The organism is Arenimonas malthae CC-JY-1 (assembly GCF_000747075.1).
Lineage (GTDB): Bacteria > Pseudomonadota > Gammaproteobacteria > Xanthomonadales > Xanthomonadaceae > Arenimonas > Arenimonas malthae.
Genome location: NZ_AVCH01000213.1, coordinates 1 through 19,133 on the forward strand (window position 1 = coordinate 1; position 19,133 = coordinate 19,133).

The following is a 19,133-nucleotide window of genomic DNA, read 5'->3' on the forward strand; positions in this document are numbered from 1 at the left end:
GGCCGCGCCGCCACCCGCGACGGCGCCCCGGCCGACCCCGAACTGCGCACCGACCTGGGCGCCGGCTGGTCGGCCTTCGCCAGCGCCGACCTGGGCCGGCTCGAGCGCCGCGACGGCACCAATGAAGCACCGTTCGACGGCGACACCGGCGCGCTGCTGGCCGGCGTGGACTGGGCGCCCTCGGCGCGCTGGCGGCTGGGCCTGGTGGCCAACCACGTGCGCGACGAGCTCGACTTCCTGCGCTCCGACGGCAGCCTGCGCACCCGCTTCACCGGCGTGATGGCGCTGGCCGGCTGGAACCTGGCCGACGGCGTGGCGCTGGACGCCTACGCCGGCAGCCTGCGCGGCGACTACCGCGTGCGCCGCGCCATCAACTTCACCCTGCTCAGTGGCGTCACCGTGGACGCGGTGGCCAACGCCAGCACCGACGCCGACCGCCGCCTGGCCGGCGCGGGCCTGACCTGGTCGATCCCGGCCGGTGCCTGGGAATGGCAGCTGGGCGCGGGCCTGGACTGGCAGCGCACCGACATCGATCCCTACGCCGAAACCGGCGGCTCGGGCCTGGCGCTGTTCGTGCCGGGGCGCTCGATCACCAGCCGGCGCGGCCGGCTCGACGCGGCGTTGGCGCGAAGCGTGTCGGCGTCCTGGGGCGTCTGGCAGCCGATGCTGCGGCTGGGCTGGCGGCGCGAATTCGCCAACCCGGCGCGCCCGCTGGCGGTGACCTTCGTGAACGACGGCAACGCCACCCCCATCCGCTTCGACACCGACGACGCCGACGACAGCTGGGGCGAGGCCGGCCTGGGGGCGGTGTTCGTATTCACGGGCGGGCATTCGGGCTTCGTCGAGCTGCGCCAGCGCGTCGGCCACGCCTTCCTGCAGGAGCGGGTGCTGGCCCTGGGCTGGCGGATGGAGCTGCCCTGAGGTTTTCCCGGCCGGTTCACGGGCGGCGGGTATAATTGCGGCCCTCACGGCCCGTCCGGGCCAGCGTGGAACAGGACGATGTCCCAGCAGACGATGAAGGCGCTGGTGAAGCGCAACCCCGAAAAAGGCATCTGGATGGAACAGGTGCCGGTGCCCTCGCCCGGCCCGAACGAGGTGCTGATCAAGCTCGAGAAGACCGCCATCTGCGGCACCGACCTGCACATCTACAAGTGGGACGAGTGGAGCCAGCGCACGATCAAGCCGGGCCTGGTGATCGGCCACGAGTTCGTCGGCCGCATCGTCGAAATGGGCCCGGGCGTCACCGGCTACGCCATCGGCGACCGCGTGTCGGCCGAGGGCCACATCGTCTGCGGCCACTGCCGCAACTGCCGCGCCGGCCGCCAGCACCTGTGCCCGAACACCACCGGCATCGGCGTGAACCGCCACGGCGCCTTCGCCGAATACATCGTGATGCCCTCCTCGAACCTCTGGCCCATCCCGGACAGCATCCCGTCCGAGCTGGCCGCGTTCTTCGACCCCTACGGCAACGCCGCGCACTGCGCGCTGGAGTTCGACGTGGTGGGCGAGGACGTACTGATCACCGGCGCCGGCCCGATCGGCATCATCGCCGCGGGCATCTGCAAGCACATCGGCGCGCGCAACGTGGTGGTCACCGACGTCAACGACTACCGCCTGAAGCTGGCCGCCGAGATGGGCGCCACCCGCGTGGTGAACGTCTCCAAGCAGTCGCTCAAGGACGTGATGAAGGACCTGCACATGGAGGGCTTCGACGTGGCCCTCGAAATGAGCGGCAACCCGCACGCCTTCAACGACATGCTCGACTGCATGTACCACGGCGGCAAGATCGCCCTGCTCGGCATCCTGCCCAACGGCGCCGGCATCAACTGGGACAAGGTGATCTTCAAGGGCCTGGTGCTGCACGGCATCTACGGCCGCAAGATGTACGAGACCTGGTACAAGATGACCCAGCTCGTGCAGTCCGGCTTCCCGCTCGGCAAGGTGCTCACCCACCAGGTGCACATCGACGATTTCCAGAAGGGTTTCGACCTGATGGAAAGCGGCCAGTGCGGCAAGGTCGTGTGCAGCTGGTCCTGACCAAGCCCTGAGCCCGCCGCCGCCGTGTTCCGCCGCCTGCTGACCCCGGCGGCGCTGGCGCTTGCCCTGGCTGGCGGCGCCCGCGCCGAATCCGAACCGGTGCTCGACGCCGCCACCCTGGTCGAGCCCGCGCTGCTGTCCGGGCCCGGCTGGCGGGTGGATCCGCGCGTCGAGGTGCGCGGTTACCAGGCGCGTTTCCGCATCCACACCGACTGGGGCGAGCTCGAGGCCGACAGCGTCGAGCTGCTGGCCGTGCGCGTGGCGGAAATGCCCGCGCTGGCGGCGCTGCATGGCGCCGAAGTGGACGAGGTGGTGGCCGCGGCCGCCAAGGAACGCGCCCTGCACCCGGCGAACGCCGTGGGCGCGGTGGCGCGCGAACCGGTGCGCGCCGTCACCGGCCTGCCGCTGGGCGTGGCGCGGTATTTCGGCGAACGCTGGCAGCGCCTGCGCGCCGCGGTGCGCCGCCTGGCCGACCGCGGCCGCGACGAGGTGATGCACGAAGGTTCGCCCTACGACCAGCCCGACGGCCTGATGGGCGTGGCCGGCGACGACCGCCCCGGCCGCTCGCGCGGATTCTGGAAGCGCCGCGGCCGCGAAGTGGCCGGCCTGGCCAAGCAGGAAGTCGGCTACCCGGCGGCCCGGCGCGCGCTGGCGGCGCGGCTGGGCGTGGACCCGTCCACCCGCAACCCGCTGATCGGGCCGCGCCTGGACGCGCTGGCCTGGGCCGAAACCAGCGGACGCTTCGCCACCGCGCGCGCCATCGGCCTGGTCGCGGGCCCGGCGGGCTCGGCGCTGTCCTACGCCGTGCAGGTGAACCAGTGGGTGCTGCAGGAACCACCGGAACAACTTCGCCAGCGCAACCAGGAACGCCTCGGCGCCGTCTGCCTCGACGACCGCCTGGTGCGCGCCTTCCTGCGCGACGGCGCCTACGGCCCCACGCTGCAGACCGAGCTGGTGGACCTGATGCTGCGGCTCGAGCCCGCCGGCGGCTGCGAGGCCCTGCTCGAAACCGCGCTGATGGCCACCGACGAGCCGCAGGCGCGCTTCGTGGTGAACGGCCTGCGCCTGCTGGTGGCCACGCTGCGGGCCGACGAACGCCGCGGTGAATTCGTGCCCCAGGGCGCGCTGCTGGCCTACCGCACGCCGGCCGGCGAGCTGGTGGTGCCACTGGCCGTGGACTGGCTGGCGTGGACGCCGGAACTGCAGCGCTGGTTCGGCCTGGGCGTGCTGGCCGACGAGGCGCCGCGCCGACTGCTGGTGTCGGGCGTGGTGAGCGACCTAGCGCAGCGGGAAATCAGCGCCCGCGGCTGGCGCCTGGCCCCGCCGCCGCCCTACCCCGGCGAGCCGCCGTACCGCCGCGGCCTGCGCCTGGCGCGTTCGGCGCCCTGAAAAAAACGGGGCGCCCTGGGGCGCCCCGCGGTGTCGCTTCGGGCGGATGGATCAGCCGCCGATCGACAGGGTGAGCATGAAGCGGTTGTCGGCGGCGTCGCCGAAGTTCACGTCGCCGTCGGCGTCGGTGCCGTAGTAGCCGATCGCGGCGTTCACCGGGCCGAAGTCCTTGTTGAACGAGATCGAGAAGTCGCTGTAGTCCTCGTAGCCCGTGGCTTCGTCGAAGGTGCTGCGGCCGGCGGTGACGTCCAGGCCGATCGCATGCGGGAGCTCCCAGCTGCCGCCCAGGCCGAAGTACATGCCGGTTTCGCCCAGGGCGTACACGTCGTTGGTGTAGCCGAGGGTGAAGGTGTAGGTCTCGTCGAGCGTCAGGGCGCCGATGAATTCGTTGTAGTCGGAATCGCCGTAGTCGTCGGCTTCGCCGATGTAGTTGTAGCGGTTGACCATCAGGTCGAGGTTCAGGCGCTCGGTCAGGTCGTGGTTCCAGCCGATGTAGGTGTCGATCTCGACGTCCGGGCTGCCGGCACCGAAGTCCACGTTCGAACCCCAGACGCCCACGTAGAAGCCGTTGTCGAAGTTCAGGTCGGCGCCGAGCTGCAGGGCGGCTTCGCCGTCGGTCTGCGACACGCCGCGGAACATGTAGTCGGTGGCGATGGCGGCGTTCCAGCTGTAGATGGAACTCTCTTCCTCGGCGGCGGCCTCTTCGGCGCCGTCCTGGGCGAGCGAAACCATCGGCAGCGCGAACAGCGCGGCGGTCAGGGCGAGCGAAAGCGTCTTCTTGTTGGGCATCGGGAATTCCTCGTCAGGTTTTTGGGGCGGGGCAAGGGCACGGCGCGCTGGCTGGTCTTGTCACCGGCCCCCTGTTCGGGATACCGGGCCAGTTGTTGAAAATAATGAGCGCAGTGTCCAACAGTGGCCAATGATAAGGCATGCGGCAGCGCAGCAAACCTTTGCCGGCATAATGGCAGGCTTTCCACCGCCCCAGGGACCGCCCATGACCTCGCCCGCCCTCGCCCGCTACGCCGCCGAACTCGACGCCATCCGCGAACAGGGCCTGTTCAAGGCCGAGCGCGTGATCACCGGCCCGCAATCGGCCGAGATCACCCTGGCCGACGGCTCGACGGTGCTCAACTTCTGCGCCAACAACTACCTGGGCCTGGCCGACAACCCCGAGGTGATCGAGGCCGCCAAGCACGCCCTGGACACCCACGGCTTCGGCATGGCCTCGGTGCGCTTCATCTGCGGCACCCAGGACCTGCACAAGGAGCTGGAGGCGAAGATCGCCTCGTTCTTCGGCACCGAGGACAGCATCCTCTACGCCGCCTGCTTCGACGCCAACGGCGGCCTGTTCGAGCCGCTGCTGGGCGAGGAGGACGCGATCATCTCCGACGCGCTCAACCACGCCTCGATCATCGACGGCGTGCGCCTGTGCAAGGCGAAGCGCTACCGCTACGCCAACTGCGACATGGCCGACCTCGAAAAGCAGCTGCAGCAGGCCACCGCCGACGGCGCCCGCACGATCATGGTGACCACCGACGGCGTGTTCTCGATGGACGGCTTCATCGCCCCGCTCGACCAGATCACCGCGCTGGCGCACAAGTACGGCGCCCTCGTGCACATCGACGAGTGCCACGCCACCGGCTTCCTGGGCGCCACCGGCCGCGGCAGCGCCGAGGTGAAGGGCGTGATGGACAAGATCGACATCTTCACCGGCACCCTGGGCAAGGCCTTGGGCGGCGCGCTGGGCGGCTTCACCACCGGCCGCCGCGAGGTCATCGAGATGCTGCGCCAGCGCTCGCGCCCCTACCTGTTCTCCAACTCGCTGCCGCCGCACGTGGTGGCCGCGGGCACCAAGGTGTTCGACATGCTCGCCGCCGCCGGCGACCTGCGCACGCGCCTGCAGGAGAACACCGCCTACTTCCGCGAGCGGATGGCCGCCGCCGGCTTCGACCTCAAGCCGGGCGTGCACCCGATCGTGCCGGTGATGCTCTACGACGCGCCGCTGGCGCAGAAGTTCGCCCAGCGCCTGCTCGAGGAAGGCATCTACGTGATCGGCTTCTTCTTCCCGGTGGTGCCCAAGGGCCAGGCCCGCATCCGCACCCAGATGAGCGCCGCCCACACCCGCGAACACCTCGACCGCGCCATCGCCGCCTTCACCAAGGTCGGCCGCGAGCTGGGCGTCATCCGGGGCTGAGCGCGGCGGCCTCGTCGGCGCTGAGCCGGCGCCACTGGCCCTTGGGCAAATCGCCCAGGGCCAGCGGGCCGATGGCCACGCGCACCAGGCGCATCACGCCCAGGCCGTGGGCGGCGAGCAGGCGGCGGATCTGACGGTTGCGGCCCTCGTCGAGCACGATCTCGAGCCAGGCGGTGCGGCCGCCGCTGCGCAGCAAGGTGGCGGACTTCGCCGACAGGTGTTCGCCGTCCTCGGTGATGCCGTCCAGCAGGCGCGCCAGCAGGGCCGCATCGGGCACCGCGTCCACCTGCACGTGGTAGGTCTTGTCGGGACCGGTGGCCGGGTCGGTGATGGCGGCGGCCCAGGCCGGGTCGTTGCTCATCAGCAGCAGGCCTTCGCTGGCCTGGTCCAGGCGGCCCACGGGGGCCAGCCAGGGCAGGCCCGAGCCCTCGAGGCAGGCGTAGACGGTGTCGCGGCCCTTTTCGTCGCTGGCCGTGGTGACCAGGCCGCGCGGCTTGTTGAGCGCGACGTACACCGGCGCGGCGGCCTCGAGCGGCCGGCCGTCCAGCGCCAGCCGGTCCTGGCCCTGGCGCACCGGGAACTCGGGGTCGAGCACCACGCGGCCGTTCACCGCCACGCGGCCCGCGGCCACCCAGCGCGCCGCCTCGGTGCGCGAGCACAGGCCCTGCTTGGACAGCACGCGGGCCACGCCGTGGCGGGGCGCGCCCGGCTTGCGTGGAAGGCTTGGCTTTTGCATGCGCGAAGGATGGCGCAGGCGTGGCGACGCGCGCCAGTCTTGCGCGGCCGCGGCGGGTTCGGTTCACCGACCCATCACCGCCCGCTGCCGACCATACGCCCATGCCTGATATGCCCTCCCCCGCCCCCGCCTGGCGCCGCGCCTTGCGCGCCATCGTGCTCTGGTTCGACACCGGCGCCGCCCCCGCGGGCGACGGCGATCCCGACCGCATCGACTGGCTGCGCGTGCTGCCCTTCATCGGCCTGCACCTGGCCTGCCTGGGCGTGTTCTGGGTCGGGTTCTCCTGGTTTGCGTTCTGGACGGCCGTGGCGCTGTATGCGGCACGCATGTTCGCCATCACCGGTTTCTACCACCGCTACTTCTCGCACAAGGCCTTCCGCACCTCGCGGCCGGTGCAGTTCGCGTTCGCCGTGGTGGGCGCCGCTTCGGTGCAGCGCGGGCCGCTTTGGTGGGCGGCGCACCACCGCCACCACCATCGCCATGCCGACACCGACCTCGACGTGCATTCACCGCGCCACGGCTTCTGGCGAAGCCACATGGGCTGGTTCCTGACCCCGCGCGGCTTCCGCACCGATTTCGACGCCATCAAGGACCTGGTGCGATTCCCCGAGCTGCGCCTGCTCGATCGCTTCGACATCCTGGTGCCGGTGCTGCTGGCCATGGGCCTGTACGCCCTCGGCTCCTGGCTGGAGTCCGCCCACCCGGGACTGGGCACCAACGGGCCGCAGCTGCTGGTGTGGGGCTTCTTCGTGTCGACGATCGTGCTGTTCCATGTCACCGTGACCATCAACTCGCTGTCGCACCGCTGGGGCAGCCGCCGCTTCGCCACCCGCGACGACAGCCGCAACAACGCGCTGCTGGCCCTGCTCACCTTCGGCGAGGGCTGGCACAACAACCACCATCATTACCCGGGCTCGGCCCGGCAGGGGTTCGCCTGGTGGGAACTGGACCTGACCTACCTGGGCCTGCGCGCGATGGCGCTGCTGGGACTGGTGAGCGACCTGCGGCCGGTGCCGGCCGCGCTGCGCACGGCGCGCCGGGAGGCCGCATGAGGATCGCGGTCATCGGCAGCGGCATCGCCGGGCTGGGCGCGGCCTGGCTGCTCTCGCGAGAACACGAGGTGGTGCTGTTCGAGCGCGAGGCGCGCCTGGGCGGCCACACGCACACGCACCGCGTCGAACAGGGCGGCAAGGCCTACTCGGTGGACAGCGGCTTCATCGTCATGAACCCGCAGAACTACCCGCTGCTGACGGCGCTGTTCGACGAATTCGGCGTGCCCACCCAGCCCACCACCATGAGCTTCTCGGTGCAGGACGCGCGCAGCGGGCTGGAGTACAACGCCACCAGCCTCGATTCGCTGTTCTGCCAGCGCCGCAACCTGGTGTCGCCGAAGTTCTGGCGAATGGTGCGCGACATCACGCGCTTCTACCGCGAGGCGCCCGCGCTGCTGGCCGAAGCCGGCGACGGCCCCTCGCTGGGCGACTACCTGCGCGACAACGATTATTCGCCGATGTTCGTCGAGGACCACCTGGTGCCGATGGCCTGCGCGCTGTGGTCGTCGCCCTCGCAGTCGATCCTGCAGTTCCCGGCCAAGTACCTGGTGCGTTTCATGGACAACCACCACATGCTGCAGGTCAGCGACCGGCCGGCGTGGCGGGTGGTGGCGGGCGGTTCCTCGAGCTACATCGAGGCGCTGCGGCGGCAATGGAAGGTGCAGGTGCGGCTGTCGTCGCCGGCCCGGCGCGTGCGCCGCGAGGCGGACCGCGCCTTCGTGGCCACCGACGACGGCGAAGAGGCCTTCGACCAGGTGCTGCTGGCCTGCCACAGCGACCAGGCCCTGGCCCTGCTGGCCGACCCCAGCGACGCCGAGCGCCAGGTGCTGGGCGCCATCCCCTACCAGGCCAACGAAACCGTGCTGCACACCGACGCCCGCCTGCTGCCGAAGAACCGCCGGGCCTGGGCCGCCTGGAACGCCTACGTGCCGGCGGCGCCCGGCGCGGCCTGCACCGTGAGCTACTGCATGAACCACCTGCAGTCGCTCGAGAGCGAGCGGCCGTTCGTGGTCACCCTGGGCCGCGGCCAGGACATCGACCCCGCGCGGGTGCTGGCCCGCATGCGTTACCACCATCCGGTCTACACCCACGCCAGCGTGGCCGCGCAGGCGCGCCGCGGCGAGATCAACGGCGTCAACCGCACGTGGTACGCCGGCGCCTACTGGGGCTTCGGCTTCCACGAGGACGGGCTGCGCAGCGGCGTCGAGGTGGCGCGCGCGCTCGGAGTGCCATGGCGCTGAATTCTGCCATCTACGAGGGATGGGTCCGGCACCGCCGGCACGCCCCGGCGCCGCACGCGTTCCGCTACCGCATGTTCCAGCTGTACCTGGACCTGGCCGAGCTCGACCAGGTCTTCGCCGGCCGCTGGTTCTGGTCGGTGGACCGCCGCAACCTGGCGCAGTTCCGCCGCCGCGATTATTACGGCGACCCGGCGCTGCCGCTCGACACGGCCGTGCGCGACCGGGTCGAACGCGAACTCGGCCGCCGCCCCGAAGGCCCCATCCGCCTGCTCACCCACGGCCGCTACTTCGGCAAGACCATGAACCCGGTGAGCTTCTATTACGGCTTCCTGCCCGACGGCGAGACGCTGGACTGGGTGTTCGCCGAAATCACCAACACGCCCTGGGGCGAGCGCCACGGCTACCTGCTGCCGGTGGCCGGGGCCGAACGCCGCGGCGACGCCTGGCACTGGGGCTTCGACAAGGCCTTCCATGTCTCGCCGTTCATGGCCATGCAGCGGCGCTACCACTGGGTGTTCCAGCCGCCCGGCGAACACCTGCGGGTGCACATGGACGTGCTCGGGGGCGACCGGCCCGAATTCGACGCCACCCTGGTGCTCGAACGCCGGCCGCTGGACGGGAACACGTTGGCTTCATGCCTGGCGCGGTATCCCTTGCTCACGGCCAAGGTAGGCGCCGCCATCTACTGGCAGGCGGCCCGGCTCTGGCTCAAGCGCATCCCGTTCCACCCGCACCCCGCCACCACGCCCCGGAGTCCCTGATGAGCAGCACCGCCGAAACCCTGTCCCGCCCGGACCAAGCCTCCGGCCGGTACGGCGCGCTCGACCGCGTGCTGCGCAAGCGCCTGCTGGCCACCCTGGACGGCCTGCGCGGCGGCCAACTGGTGGTGCGCGACGCCCTGGGCACCGTGGTGCTGGGCGAAGCCGGCGGCACGCTGCGGGCCGAACTGGACATCCTCGACCCCGGCTTCTACCGCGCGGCCGCCGCCAGCGGCTCGGTGGGCGCCGGAGAGGCCTACATGGACGGCCTCTGGCGCTGCACCGACCTGGTGGCGCTGGTGCGCCTGCTGGTGCTCAACCGCGACCACCTCGACGCCATGGAAACCGGCCTGGCGCGCGCCGGCGGCCTGGCCCTGCGCGGCTGGCACGCCCTGCGCCGCAACACCCGCCGCGGCAGCCGCAGGAACATCGCCGCGCACTATGACCTGGGCAACGAGCTGTTCAAGCTGTTCCTGGACGAATCGATGATGTATTCCTCGGCCGTGTTCGCCGACGAAACCGAAACGCTCGAACAGGCCCAGTTCCGGAAACTCGAGCGCATCTGCCGCAAGCTCGACCTGCAGCCCGGCGACCACCTGGTCGAGATCGGCACCGGCTGGGGCGGCATGGCGCTGCACGCCGCCTCGCGCTTCGGCTGCCGCGTCACCACCACCACCATTTCGAAGGAGCAGCACGCGCTGGCCGTCGAGCGCGTCGCCGCGGCCGGCCTGTCCGACCGCGTGACCGTGCTGCTCGAGGACTACCGCGACCTGGAAGGCACCTACGACAAACTCGTGTCCATCGAGATGGTCGAGGCCATCGGGCACCAGTACCTGGAAACCTACCTGGCCAAGTGCGCCTCGCTGCTCAAGCCGGACGGCCTGGCGCTGATCCAGGCCATCACCATCGAGGACCACCGCTACGAGCAGGCGCTGCACTCGGTGGATTTCATCAAGCGCTTCATCTTCCCGGGCAGCTTCATCCCCTGCGTCAGCGCCATCGCCAACGCCGCCGCCAACGCCAGCGACCTGCGCCTGGTGAACCTGGAGGACATCGGCCCGAGCTACGCGCTCACCCTGCGCCACTGGCGCCAGCGTTTCCTCGACCGGCTGGACGCGGTGCGGGCGCTGGGGTATGACGAGCGCTTCATCCGCATGTGGGAGTTCTACCTGTGCTATTGCGAGGGTGGCTTCCTTGAGCGTTCGATCGGCGACGTGCACCTCTTGCTGGCCCGCCCGGGCAACCGTCGCGACCAGTACCTTCCCGCGCCCGAGGCGGCCTGACATGAACGCGATGCTCCTGGCCGCGGGCAACGTCGTGGGCTTCCAGCTGGTGTGGCTGGCCAGCATCGGCGGCGCCGGCGCGGGCCAGCCCTGGGCCGGGCCGGTGGCGGCGCTGCTGTTCGTGCTGGCCATGCTGGCCTGGGGCGGCAAGCGCCGCGACGACCTGCGCCTGCTCGCCATCGCGCTGCCCCTGGGCATCACCCTCGACACCGCGTTCGCGGCGTCGGGCTGGCTGGTCTACGCCGAGCCGTGGCCCTGGCGCTCGGTGGCGCCGGTGTGGATCTGGTCGCTGTGGGCCGGCTTCGCGCTCACCCTGAACCACTCGATGGGCTTCCTGGCGAAGCGGCCGTGGACGGCGGCCCTGTTCGGGCTGGTCGGCGGCCCGCTGGCCTACTGGACGGCCGCCGGCGCCTTTGACGCCGTCAGCTTCGGCGCCCCCGTGGCGTGGACCCTGGGCGCCCTCGCGCTGGGCTGGGCGCTGGTGATGCCGCTGCTGTTCGCCCTACACCGCCGCACCGGTGCGCTGGCGCAGCCGGGCGGCCGGGGGACGGCGGCGGCATGAATTCCTGGCTGCTCATCGCGGTCATCTGGGCCGGCTCGGCGCTGGTGATGGCGGCGCTGTGGGCCTTCTCGATGCGCGTGCGCAACGTCGGCTTCGTCGACGTGGGCTGGGCGGGGCTGATGGCGCTGGCGGCGCTGCTGGTGGGCGCGCTGGGCGAAGGCTCGCCGATGTCGCGCAGCCTGGTGGCGATGTTCGGCAGCGTCTGGGGCGCACGCCTGTGCCTGCACCTGCTGCACCGGGTGCTCAACGAGGAAGAGGACGGGCGCTACCAGGCCCTGCGCGCCGCCTGGGGCGGCAGCCCGTCGAAGTTCTTCTGGTTCTTCCAGGGCCAGGCGCTGGTGGTGGCCCTGTTCGCCCTGCCCTTCGTGGCGGCGGCGCAGAACCCCAGCTTCCACTCGGGCCTGTGCACGGTGCTGGCCATCGTGGTGTGGCTGGGCGCGATGGTGGGCGAAGGCGTGGCCGACCGGCAACTGACCCGCTTCCGCGCCGACCCGGCCAATCGCGGCCAGACCTGCCGCACGGGCCTGTGGGCCTGGTCGCGGCACCCGAATTATTTCTTCGAATGGCTGCACTGGTTCAGCTACGTGCTGCTGGCCGTTGGCGGCGGCCTGTTCTGGCTCAGCCTGGTCGGCCCGGTGCTGATGTTCGCCTTCCTGTACCGGGTGAGCGGCATCCCCTGGACCGAGGCGCAGGCCTTGCGCAGCCGCGGCGAGGACTACCGCCGCTACCAGCAGGAAACCAGCGCCTTCTTCCCGTGGCCGCCGCGCCGCGCTCCCCGTTCCCCGGAGTAAGCGAATGTCCCTGATCGACCTGTGCGAGCGCGGGCTCGTGCCCGACGCACTCACCCGCCTCGGCATCCGCCGCCTCTGCGCCCAGCGCCTGCGCGAGGAAGGCGCGGGTGACCTGGCAATGGCCGATGCCCGCTTCCGCGAGCTGCTGGAAGAACTGCGCCGCAGCCCCATCGCCATCGAAACCGACGCGGCCAACGAGCAGCACTACGAAGTGCCGGCGCGCTTCTTCGAACTGTGCCTGGGACGGCGCCTGAAGTATTCGAGCGCCTTCTACCGCACCGGCGACGAAAGCCTGGACGACGCCGAGGACGCCATGCTGGCGCTCTACGGCGAGCGCGCGGAACTGGCCGACGGCCAGCGCATCCTCGAGCTCGGCTGCGGCTGGGGTTCGCTGACGCTGTGGATGGCCGAGCGTTTCCCGAACGCCCGCATCACCGGCGTGTCGAACTCACGCAGCCAGCGCGAGCACATCCTGGCGCAGGCAGCCCGGCGCGGCCTGGGCAACGTCGAGATCCTGACCCGCGACGTCAACCGGCTCGAGCTGCCGGCCGGCGAATTCGACCGCGTGGTGTCGATCGAGATGTTCGAGCACATGCGCAACTACCGGCACCTGCTGGGCAACGTCGCCGGCTGGCTGAAGCCGGGCGGCAAGCTGTTCGTGCACATCTTCGCCCACCGCAGCCTGATGTACCCCTTCCTCACCGAGGGCGAGGACAACTGGATGGGCCGGTACTTCTTCACCGGCGGCCTGATGCCCTCGGCCGACACGCTGCTGCACTTCCAGGAGCACCTGGCGATCGAGCAGCGCTGGCTGCTGCCGGGCACGCACTACGAGCGCACGGCCAACCACTGGCTCGAAAACCAGGATCGCAACCGCGCCGAGGTGCTGCAGGTGCTGTCGGCCGCTTATGGCGCGGCAAAAGCCGAGCGCTGGCACCAGCGCTGGCGGATGTTCTGGATGGCGTGCGCGGAGCTCTTCGGCTATGCCGGGGGCAACGAGTGGCTCGTCGCCCACTACCGCTTCAGCAAGCCTGCGTAGCGCTGGCCTGGCAGCCCGCCTTGGCGGTGGCCGGCGCGGCGGCAGCCGGTGCCGGCGCATCGGCCGCGGTCGCCGGCTTGCCGGTGGCGACGCGGATGCCCTTGGCCTTCATCCAGGCATCGAACTCTTCCGCGGTCATGCGGCGGCCGTTCTGGTTCATGTCGAAGCGCCAGGGCGTGTTGTCGTGCTGGGTCTTGGGCACGTAGCCGCTGTTGGAGGCCGTGGCGGCCGCCGGGCGGGCCGCGGCGGGCGCAGCCGGCGCCGGGGTGGCGGGCCGGCGCAGGCGCTCGACGAACGACAGCGCATCCACCCGCAGGCAACTGGCGGCGGCGGGCGCGCGCAGCATTTCCGGGGCCGGCACCGTGTCGGGCAGCGGCGCCAGCGAGGACGTTTCGCAGGGCGCGCCGGCGGCGAGCGCGAGCGCGGGGAACAGCAGCGGGGCCAGGAGCAGTTTGCGGATCATCGGACACCAGGGGACCGGTAGGCTGCGGAAAGCTTAGGCCCGGGCAACGCGGCGCGCAATCGAAGAAAACTGAACCCCCGGAAAGACGAAGCCCGGCGCGAGGCCGGGCTTCGGGTGTTGCTTGCAGCGAACGCCGTCGGGTGGGAGGGGGCCGTTGCCGGCCCCCTCCCCCCTAAGAACCGTGCGTGCGGTTTTCACTGCACACGGCTCAAGCCCTGGCTAGGGCTTCACAACGGTGATACCCAAAGCGTGAACCTGAACGTGACAGCTGGGGTGTAACAGGACTCGGTTGGAGAGGAGGTCGGAACCTCCGGCCACCCGCGGCACGATGTGATGATCGTGCCAGCCTGACTCTGCGGTGATGGGCTGCCAGCAGTGTGCGCACTTGCCCTGTTGGGACAGAAACAGGCTCGCCCATTGCTTGCGGTGCGCGCGGGACCGGACCATGCGGTCCTGCCGCCGCTTCTCGCCGTATTGTTCGAACGCGGGATCGAACGGGTTGTATTCCGCCCTCACCTTCACGTGTCGCACTATCGGCGTGTCGGCAAGCCGGTAGAGCTCCAACAGCGGCTCTTCCGCCCCCATTTCTTCACGGCGTGCCGCGAATACCCAGTTGCGGGTCGCGTTGGTGTGGAAATACCTCTCCCGCACCCACCTCGAACCTTTGTTGTTGTGGCGTCGCCGTGCCCACCGCCACAGAGCCCCAAACACCAGGGCATCCATGCGGTTGAGCGTCTGCTTGGCCACAACGGGGTGGTGGTAATTCGCCCACCCCCTGAGCATCGGGTTCAGCATCTTGATCAGCATTTCCTGCCTGACCGTCTTATGGTCGCTGATGACTCCCTTTACCTTGCGATAGAACGTCGAAACGTTCTTCTTGCTCGGCTTGATCAGGAGCTTCCCGTTGTACTTGCGGAAGTTCCAGCCAAGGAAGTCAAAACCAGCATCGATGTGCGTCACGCGGGTCTTCTCCGCCGACAATTCCAGACCCCGGGTGGCGAGGAACTTCTCCACCCATGGCCGGACCGTGTTCACGAGCACCTCTTGCGAGGAACCCGTAACCACGAAATCGTCGGCGTACCTGATGACGTTTATCTTTGCCTGCTGGGCCTTCGTGTAACCCAAGGTCGCGTACACATGCTCCTTGAGGCCACCCTCTAGCCCATCCAACGCCATATTCGCCAAGGTTGGCGAAATGATGCCGCCCTGCGGTGTCCCCTCCTCCGTCGGTTCGTACTGACCCCGGTAGAGGATGCCGGCCTTCAACCACTTGCGCAGGATCCCCGCGTCCATAGGGACGTTGGTCACCAGCCAGTCGTGATTGATATGGTCAAAGCAACCCTTGATGTCCGCTTCCAGCACCCAGCCCGGCGAATATTTCTTCGCCAGGCAGATGAAGTTCTGCGCCATGGCGTCATGCGTTGAACGACCTTTCCGAAAGCCGAAGCTGTTCGGGTCGCCCTTGCATTCCGCCACCGGTTCCAATGCCAGCAGATGAAGCGCCTGCATGGCTCGATCCCGCATCGTGGGTATGCCCAGCGGGCGTTCCTTCCCGTTGGATTTCGGGATAAAGACGCGCCGCAATGGCAGGGGTTTATAGCCGCGACGATGCAAGCCTGACAGCGCTTCCCATCGTTGCTGCGGTTCGGTCCAAAGCACACGGTCGACTCCGGCCGTGCGCTTGCCTTGGTTTTCCGTCACTCGCCGAACGGCCAACATCTTGGCCGTCAGCGAGCGGGTCAGCATCCGTTGCAGGGCTTTCACCCTGCGCCAGTCGCCTTCCTGTGTCGCCTTCGCGATTCGTATCTGCATACCCCGGACAGTCCGGTGGACGTGATGCCAGTCAATGCTCATCCAGTCCTGCGGCCCGCCGGAGGGCGCAGATCCAACCTTGCAGTTGGACTCTTTCATGCTGCTCTCCTCAGTGTTGGTTGACCCCATGAGGACGCAGTAACCCCGTAGGGGACTGTTGTCCCCATGCGGGTAGGTTCGATGCCGCCAAGAGGCGCGGCATCCACGTTGCGGGTGTCAGCAGATCGCCATCGCGATCCAGAACCACGCGGAAGTGGGCGTACTCTCGTACCAGCGTGATGTTTCAACGCCTATGCCGACGATTACCGCCGGCCATTCGCTTTCTCCGCGATCCCTGTCCCACGCATCCAACAGCGTTCCTTGCGGTTCGCCTGCCACGAGGGCGGATGGATGGGGTTGCCACGTTCCCGTGATGTCACACGACCGGGTGAGGGTCTGTCTGTTCGCCGGTGAGCCTGATTAGCGACGTGCCCCGAAACTAAAGCGGGACAGCTGCTCACATACCGTTTTGGTCGATGCCTTAACCAGCAGCGTTGGCACCTTCGTCCTAACGGCGTTTATAGACAGTTCTCTGTTCGATACCCATACCGGTCAGCCTAGCTCCCGAACCGTAGTGCTGCTCACAGTTCCACGCACCACCCTCGCGGGTTGCGCGCTCCTGGCCATGCAGGGGGCTTCATTGTCGGAAAGGCTTCGCACGAAACCGTTGCCGGTTACGCACGCTTTCCTAGGCTACCGCTAGTCGCATAGCGGGCTCGCTACCGTGCTTTGGGCACGATTGAGCAATGACATCACGGACACGCAATCTGCGCGCCTGAAAAGGTTCTCTCCCCGTTGCGGGAAGAGCACACCGTCTGCCCTCGAGGCGAGGACTCCGGTCATCGTTGCGATGAGCGGCAGAGCATGGGAGTACAGACGCACCCCACCCTCTCCGCTTTGCGCGAAGACCCGGGAGGGTAGTGCCCTCCCGGGCTCCGTTTGGTTTCGCGGGCCTCCGAAGAGGCCCGCACTTGCTTGGGTGTCTCGGAAAAGCCGAGTCTTTTCAGTGCTTTACGATTGCTCGTGTCGCACTTAGTTCTGGACGTTCAGCTCGGTGCGGCGGTTGCGCGCACGGCCTTCGCTGGTGTCGTTGGTGTCGATCGGACGGCTCTCGCCGAAGCCGTTCGGACCCACCAGGCGGCCGGCGTCGATGCCCTTGCCGATCAGGAAGTCGTAAACGGCCTTGGCGCGGCGCTCCGACAGACCCTGGTTGTACTGCTCGGTACCGACGGAGTCGGTGTGGCCGGCGACTTCAACCTTGAGCTGCGGGTACTTCTGCAGGATCGACACGGCCTCGTCGAGGATCGCCACGGCGTCCGGACGCAGGGTGGACTTGTCGAAGTCGAAGTTCACGCCCTTCAGGTCGATGGTCAGCGGGACCGGGCAACCGTCCGGACCAATGGCCTGGCCGGCAACCGAGCCCGGGCACTTGTCGTCGCAGTTGTTGACGCCGTCGCCGTCGTCATCGAGGTCGGCGCAGGTCTTCTCGACCGGGGCCGGGGCTTCCGGAACGACAGGGGCCGGCAGGTCGCCGAGCTTCACGAGCACGCTCATGGAGGCCAGGATGTCGCCGAAGGAGTTGGAGTTCGGGGCCACGACCGAGGTGTCGTCGAAGGCAAAGCGGCCGGTCAGCTCGCCACGCAGGGCGTAGCGGTCGTAGTCGGCCTGGATGCCGGCGCCGAGGTTGGCGGCCATGAAGCTGTCTTCGCGCTGGCCCGGCGAGTTCGGGCTCGGGAAGGCATTGAACTCCTCCTCGGCCTTCTGGACGCCCACGCCCATGCGCACGAACGGCCACCAGTTCTTGCCTTCGCGCAGGAAGTGGTAGCGGGCGTCGACCGACGCGCCGTACTGGCTGAACCAGAGGTTGCCGTTCTTCGGATTCTGGTAGTTGGCTTCGACGTCGACCGACCAGTTCGGGGTGATGAACTTGCCCAGGCCCAGCGCGCCGAACAGCGCGTTGTCGGTGTTGCGGTCATCGTCCTGGAAGTTCTGGCCGACGGTGCCGGAGACGTACCAGCGATCGTCGAAATCCTGGGCCATCGCGGCCTGCGACATCGACACGGCGCCAAGGAGGGCACAGCAGAGGAGTTTCTTCTTCATGATTTGCTCCGTATTCAAGGGGAAACAGCTCAAACGGTGCGGACTAAACCTCGTGAGAGGGGCCCCGCCAGAGTCAACCCAGACCATATCGGCCTGAATGTTAACGCGAAGCTAACAAATCGGCTGGCGCTTGGCAAGTTGAGGCTTCGCCTCCCCGCCCATTCCGGGCCTTCAGAGTGCGAACAGGTCCATGAACCGGTGGATGGGGGTGGCTTCGAACCGGGAGGTGTCGCCGGTCAGGGCCAGGACCTGCTGGACCCTCTTGGCCGGCAACTGGCCGGCGATGGCCGCTTCGAACTTGCGCAGCAGGACCGGCACGCCCTCCCCGCGGCGCTCGCGGTGGCCGATCGGGGCATCCACCGAGACCTTGCCCGTCGAGCTCCCGTCCTTGAAGAAGACCTCGACGGCGTTGCCGATGTAGCGCTTCTCCGGGTCCATGTAGTCGCGGGTGAAGCGCGGATCTTCCTTCACCTCCATCTTGCCGCGCAGGGCGTCGATGCGGGGATCGACGGCGACGGCGTCGCCGTAGTCCTCGTGGCCGAGGCGGCCGAAGACCAGCGGCACCGCCACCATGTACTGCAGGCAATGGTCGCGGTCGGCCGGGTTCGACAGCGGCCCGGTCTTGTCGATGATGCGCATCGCCGCTTCCTGGGTTTCGATCACCACGCGATCGACCTGGTCCAGGCGGCCGGCGACCTTGGCGTGCAGCTGCATGGCGCACTCGACCGCGGTCTGGGCGTGGAATTCGGCCGGGTGGCTGATCTTGAACAGCACGTTTTCCATCACGTAGCTGCCGAAGGTGCGCTCGAACTCGAAGGGCTTGCCCTTGAACAGCACGTCGGAAAAGCCCCAGGTCTTGGCACTGACCACGCTGGGATAGCCGACGCAGCCCTTCATGGCGTTGAGCGCATGGGTGACGGCGCGGCGGCAGGCGTCGCCCGCGGCCCAGCCCTTGCGGGGGCCGGCGTTGGGCGCGTGCCGGTAGGCGCGCAGGGAGCCGCCGTCGGCCCAGCTGTGGCTGACGGCGTTGATGATTTCTTCCTTGCCGCCGCCCAGCATGTGGGTGGCCACGGCGGTCGAGGCCAGGCGCACCAGCAGCACGTGGTCGAGGCCGACGCGGTTGAAGCTGTTCTTGAGCGCGTAGCAGCCCTGGATCTCGTGCGCCTTGATCGCCCAGGTCAGGATGTCGCGCACGGTGACCGGCTTGCCGTGTTCACGCTCGGCCTTGCGGCTGAGGTAGTCGCCGACGGCGAGGATGGCGCCCAGGTTGTCGGACGGATGGCCCCACTCGGCGGCGAGCCAGGTGTCGTTGAAGTCGAGCCAGCGCACCTGCACGCCGATGTTGTAGGCCGCCTGCACCGGGTCGAGCTCGTGGCAGGTGCCGGGCACGCGCACGCCGCCGGGCAGGTTGGCGCCGGGCACCAGCGGGCCGAGGTGCTTCACGCATTCCGGGTGGCGCATGGCCAGCATCGCGCACGCCAGCGAGTCGAGCAGCATGTAGCGCGCCGTGGTGTAGGCCTCCGACGAACCGATGTAGTAGTCGGTGACGTAGTTGGCGATGTCGACCATGGACTGGTCGGGCTCGGGGCGCTTGGCGGAGCGGTGGTCTTGAAGGCTCATCGGCGGGCGGTCCGTGC

The 19,133-nt window shown here is 69.0% G+C and carries 17 protein-coding genes; 11 read left to right on the forward strand and 6 right to left on the reverse strand.

Going from position 1 to position 19,133, the window contains the following annotated elements; all coding sequences use genetic code 11:
• The 3 genes from N790_RS14220 to N790_RS14230 all read left to right on the forward strand — a co-directional run.
• Positions 1–921: autotransporter outer membrane beta-barrel domain-containing protein (locus N790_RS14220; RefSeq protein ID WP_043805331.1), on the forward strand; the 921-nt coding region annotated here is incomplete at its 5' end.
• Positions 922–999: 78 nt separating this feature from the next.
• Complete coding sequence (gene tdh / locus N790_RS14225; RefSeq protein ID WP_211252008.1) at positions 1,000–2,037, forward strand: L-threonine 3-dehydrogenase; 1,038 nt, start codon at positions 1,000–1,002, stop codon at positions 2,035–2,037.
• 24 nt (positions 2,038–2,061) lie between these two features.
• Positions 2,062–3,426 (forward strand): hypothetical protein, encoded by a 1,365-nt coding sequence (locus tag N790_RS14230; protein ID WP_043805335.1) that lies wholly within the window; start codon positions 2,062–2,064, stop codon positions 3,424–3,426.
• A gap of 51 nt (positions 3,427–3,477) precedes the next feature.
• Here the strand turns inward: N790_RS14230 and N790_RS14235 are convergent, their stop codons facing one another.
• Complete coding sequence (locus N790_RS14235) at positions 3,478–4,215, reverse strand: TorF family putative porin (protein WP_043805338.1); 738 nt, start codon at positions 4,213–4,215, stop codon at positions 3,478–3,480.
• 205 nt (positions 4,216–4,420) lie between these two features.
• Here N790_RS14235 and kbl point away from each other — a divergent pair, with 205 nt between their 5' ends.
• Positions 4,421–5,620: a glycine C-acetyltransferase gene (gene kbl, locus N790_RS14240; protein ID WP_043805339.1), complete on the forward strand. Its 1,200-nt coding sequence runs from the start codon at positions 4,421–4,423 to the stop codon at positions 5,618–5,620.
• Here the strand turns inward: kbl and N790_RS14245 are convergent.
• Complete coding sequence (locus tag N790_RS14245; protein ID WP_043805341.1) at positions 5,607–6,356, reverse strand: pseudouridine synthase; 750 nt, start codon at positions 6,354–6,356, stop codon at positions 5,607–5,609. The genes kbl and N790_RS14245 overlap by 14 nt on opposite strands.
• Before the next feature lie 110 nt (positions 6,357–6,466).
• On the opposite strand from N790_RS14245, the gene N790_RS14250 reads away from it, so the two are divergent.
• From N790_RS14250 to N790_RS14280, 7 genes are read left to right on the forward strand one after another with little or no spacing between them, the layout of a single operon-like run.
• Positions 6,467–7,408: an acyl-CoA desaturase gene (locus tag N790_RS14250; RefSeq protein ID WP_052385987.1), complete on the forward strand. Its 942-nt coding sequence runs from the start codon at positions 6,467–6,469 to the stop codon at positions 7,406–7,408.
• Positions 7,405–8,649, forward strand: coding sequence for an NAD(P)/FAD-dependent oxidoreductase (locus N790_RS14255; RefSeq protein WP_043805343.1), 1,245 nt, complete (start codon positions 7,405–7,407; stop codon positions 8,647–8,649). Before N790_RS14250 ends, N790_RS14255 begins: the two co-directional genes overlap by 4 nt.
• A complete protein-coding gene (locus N790_RS14260; protein WP_156970104.1) occupies positions 8,640–9,410 on the forward strand; it encodes a DUF1365 domain-containing protein in 771 nt (256 codons plus the stop codon). The genes N790_RS14255 and N790_RS14260 overlap by 10 nt, the downstream gene beginning before the upstream one ends.
• A complete protein-coding gene (locus tag N790_RS14265; protein WP_043805344.1) occupies positions 9,410–10,690 on the forward strand; it encodes an SAM-dependent methyltransferase in 1,281 nt (426 codons plus the stop codon). The genes N790_RS14260 and N790_RS14265 overlap by 1 nt, the downstream gene beginning before the upstream one ends.
• A gap of 1 nt (position 10,691) precedes the next feature.
• Positions 10,692–11,252, forward strand: coding sequence for a DUF2878 domain-containing protein (locus N790_RS14270; protein WP_211252009.1), 561 nt, complete (start codon positions 10,692–10,694; stop codon positions 11,250–11,252).
• Complete coding sequence (locus tag N790_RS14275) at positions 11,249–12,043, forward strand: DUF1295 domain-containing protein (RefSeq protein WP_043805346.1); 795 nt, start codon at positions 11,249–11,251, stop codon at positions 12,041–12,043. Before N790_RS14270 ends, N790_RS14275 begins: the two co-directional genes overlap by 4 nt.
• A gap of 4 nt (positions 12,044–12,047) precedes the next feature.
• Positions 12,048–13,082, forward strand: a complete 1,035-nt coding sequence (locus N790_RS14280; protein ID WP_052385988.1) for an SAM-dependent methyltransferase — start codon at positions 12,048–12,050, stop codon at positions 13,080–13,082.
• On the opposite strand, the gene N790_RS16745 is transcribed toward N790_RS14280, so the two are convergent.
• The 4 genes from N790_RS16745 to N790_RS14305 form a co-directional block, all read right to left on the reverse strand.
• Positions 13,066–13,545, reverse strand: coding sequence for a hypothetical protein (locus tag N790_RS16745; protein WP_052385989.1), 480 nt, complete (start codon positions 13,543–13,545; stop codon positions 13,066–13,068). The genes N790_RS14280 and N790_RS16745 overlap by 17 nt on opposite strands.
• A 219-nt stretch (positions 13,546–13,764) precedes the next feature.
• Positions 13,765–15,456, reverse strand: a complete 1,692-nt coding sequence (gene ltrA, locus N790_RS14290; RefSeq protein WP_043805410.1) for a group II intron reverse transcriptase/maturase — start codon at positions 15,454–15,456, stop codon at positions 13,765–13,767.
• A 972-nt stretch (positions 15,457–16,428) separates the two neighbouring features.
• Positions 16,429–17,496, reverse strand: coding sequence for an OmpA family protein (locus N790_RS14300; protein ID WP_043805349.1), 1,068 nt, complete (start codon positions 17,494–17,496; stop codon positions 16,429–16,431).
• Positions 17,497–17,667: 171 nt separating this feature from the next.
• On the reverse strand, positions 17,668–19,116 hold the full coding sequence (locus N790_RS14305; RefSeq protein WP_043805352.1) for a bifunctional 2-methylcitrate dehydratase/aconitate hydratase: 1,449 nt from the start codon (positions 19,114–19,116) through the stop codon (positions 17,668–17,670).
• Positions 19,117–19,133 lie beyond the last annotated feature (17 nt).

What these genes read in the sequence shown, in the direction of transcription:
- ltrA (WP_043805410.1), bottom strand. Translation starts at nt 15,456, where the DNA reads ATGAAAGAGTCCAACTGCAAGGTTGGATCTGCGCCCTCCGGCGGGCCG.
- tdh (WP_211252008.1), top strand. Translation starts at nt 1,000, where the DNA reads ATGTCCCAGCAGACGATGAAGGCGCTGGTGAAGCGCAACCCCGAAAAA.
- N790_RS14280 (WP_052385988.1), top strand. Translation starts at nt 12,048, where the DNA reads ATGTCCCTGATCGACCTGTGCGAGCGCGGGCTCGTGCCCGACGCACTC.
- N790_RS14270 (WP_211252009.1), top strand. Translation starts at nt 10,692, where the DNA reads ATGAACGCGATGCTCCTGGCCGCGGGCAACGTCGTGGGCTTCCAGCTG.
- N790_RS14260 (WP_156970104.1), top strand. Translation starts at nt 8,640, where the DNA reads ATGGCGCTGAATTCTGCCATCTACGAGGGATGGGTCCGGCACCGCCGG.
- kbl (WP_043805339.1), top strand. Translation starts at nt 4,421, where the DNA reads ATGACCTCGCCCGCCCTCGCCCGCTACGCCGCCGAACTCGACGCCATC.
- N790_RS14305 (WP_043805352.1), bottom strand. Translation starts at nt 19,116, where the DNA reads ATGAGCCTTCAAGACCACCGCTCCGCCAAGCGCCCCGAGCCCGACCAG.
- N790_RS14300 (WP_043805349.1), bottom strand. Translation starts at nt 17,496, where the DNA reads ATGAAGAAGAAACTCCTCTGCTGTGCCCTCCTTGGCGCCGTGTCGATG.
- N790_RS14250 (WP_052385987.1), top strand. Translation starts at nt 6,467, where the DNA reads ATGCCCTCCCCCGCCCCCGCCTGGCGCCGCGCCTTGCGCGCCATCGTG.
- N790_RS14235 (WP_043805338.1), bottom strand. Translation starts at nt 4,215, where the DNA reads ATGCCCAACAAGAAGACGCTTTCGCTCGCCCTGACCGCCGCGCTGTTC.
- N790_RS16745 (WP_052385989.1), bottom strand. Translation starts at nt 13,545, where the DNA reads ATGATCCGCAAACTGCTCCTGGCCCCGCTGCTGTTCCCCGCGCTCGCG.
- N790_RS14265 (WP_043805344.1), top strand. Translation starts at nt 9,410, where the DNA reads ATGAGCAGCACCGCCGAAACCCTGTCCCGCCCGGACCAAGCCTCCGGC.
- N790_RS14275 (WP_043805346.1), top strand. Translation starts at nt 11,249, where the DNA reads ATGAATTCCTGGCTGCTCATCGCGGTCATCTGGGCCGGCTCGGCGCTG.
- N790_RS14255 (WP_043805343.1), top strand. Translation starts at nt 7,405, where the DNA reads ATGAGGATCGCGGTCATCGGCAGCGGCATCGCCGGGCTGGGCGCGGCC.
- N790_RS14245 (WP_043805341.1), bottom strand. Translation starts at nt 6,356, where the DNA reads ATGCAAAAGCCAAGCCTTCCACGCAAGCCGGGCGCGCCCCGCCACGGC.